Origin of the sequence: Streptomyces sp. NPDC002130 (genome assembly GCF_040296465.1) — a bacterium.
GTDB lineage: Bacteria > Actinomycetota > Actinomycetes > Streptomycetales > Streptomycetaceae > Streptomyces.
This window is the reverse complement of the sequence record NZ_JBEOXI010001199.1, coordinates 1-1,081: the sequence shown is the minus strand read 5'-3', so window position 1 is coordinate 1,081 and position 1,081 is coordinate 1. Positions and strand designations below refer to the sequence as shown.

At 62.1% G+C, this 1,081-nt stretch carries 1 protein-coding gene; it reads right to left on the bottom strand.

Annotation, left to right across the window (positions count from 1 at the left end):
* Positions 1-477: 477 nt before the first annotated feature.
* A partial coding sequence (gene pnuC / locus ABT116_RS49620) for a nicotinamide riboside transporter PnuC (protein WP_351648308.1) occupies positions 478-1,081 on the bottom strand: 604 nt, incomplete at its 5' end.

Genomic DNA, 1,081 nt, shown 5'->3' with positions numbered 1-1,081 from the left:
CCACCGGCGCGCGCAGGCGCAGCCTGAACCGAGCCGGGGGTGTCCAGCGCGGCCGGCGCGCCGGGGGCGCGTCGGCCCATCGCGTCGCGACGTACGACGGTACGACTCCGAGTTTCGAGCGTCCTCGATGATTCGCGTGTTGAAGCTGGCACTGAAAGGTCCTCTCCGCTGCTGTGTGCGGCCGTGGTTCGGGCAGGAAGCGGAAACGTGAATGCGTCCGATTGCTTGGGTGCGGTCGACAGAAAATCCGCTGTGGCGGTGGCACTGTTGGAACCGTTGCTCGCAGAACCGTTACCCGTGGAAAGGTTGCTCGCAGAACCATTACTCGCGGAACCATTGGCTCTCGATCCGTTGCCGGAACCGTTGGGGCCCGCTATTCCGTGGGAATTCTTGTCTTCCATTGTTTCGCTCCTGATGCCCGTAAACAGACCGCTGGTTTGCTTAATCGACGCAAACATACCAGGAGTTCGTTTATGGTCACACCCCTTGTGGAGTTCGGCGTTGAATGCGCAGCCACATTGCGAAGCCCCACAACACGAAGAATGCGTAGACCAGATAGAGGATCGCCGAAGGGTAGTAGCCGGCTCGGAAGAGAAGGGGAACACCAACGGCGTCGACGCCGATCCAGATGAGCCAGAACTCGGTCCAGCCGCGTGCCATGCCGTACGTCGCGAGGATGGAGCCAGTGAAGATCCAGGCCTCCGCCCACGCTCCGTACGAGCCGAGAAGGTCGAAGATCCAGGCGAAAGCGATTGTGCCGCTTGCCATGACGGCGATCATGGCGATGCGCTCGCGGGCTGTCGCCCAATGGGGCAGGACTGCGCGACCGGAGTCACGTGCCCCACGTCGCCACTGGGTCCATCCGTAGATGCTGACGGTGACGAACAACAACTGACGGCCGGCCTGGCCGTAGAGATTGAGCTCTTGCGGCGTGTGGAAAAGCGCGCCCATGAACACCGTGAACAACAAGGCATTTCCGGCTATACCGACAGGCCACGCCCATACCGAGCGTCGCGCGCCCGCGATCGCGGAGCCTATTCCGAACGCGTTTCCGATGATCTCTCGCCAGAGAATCGTGGCG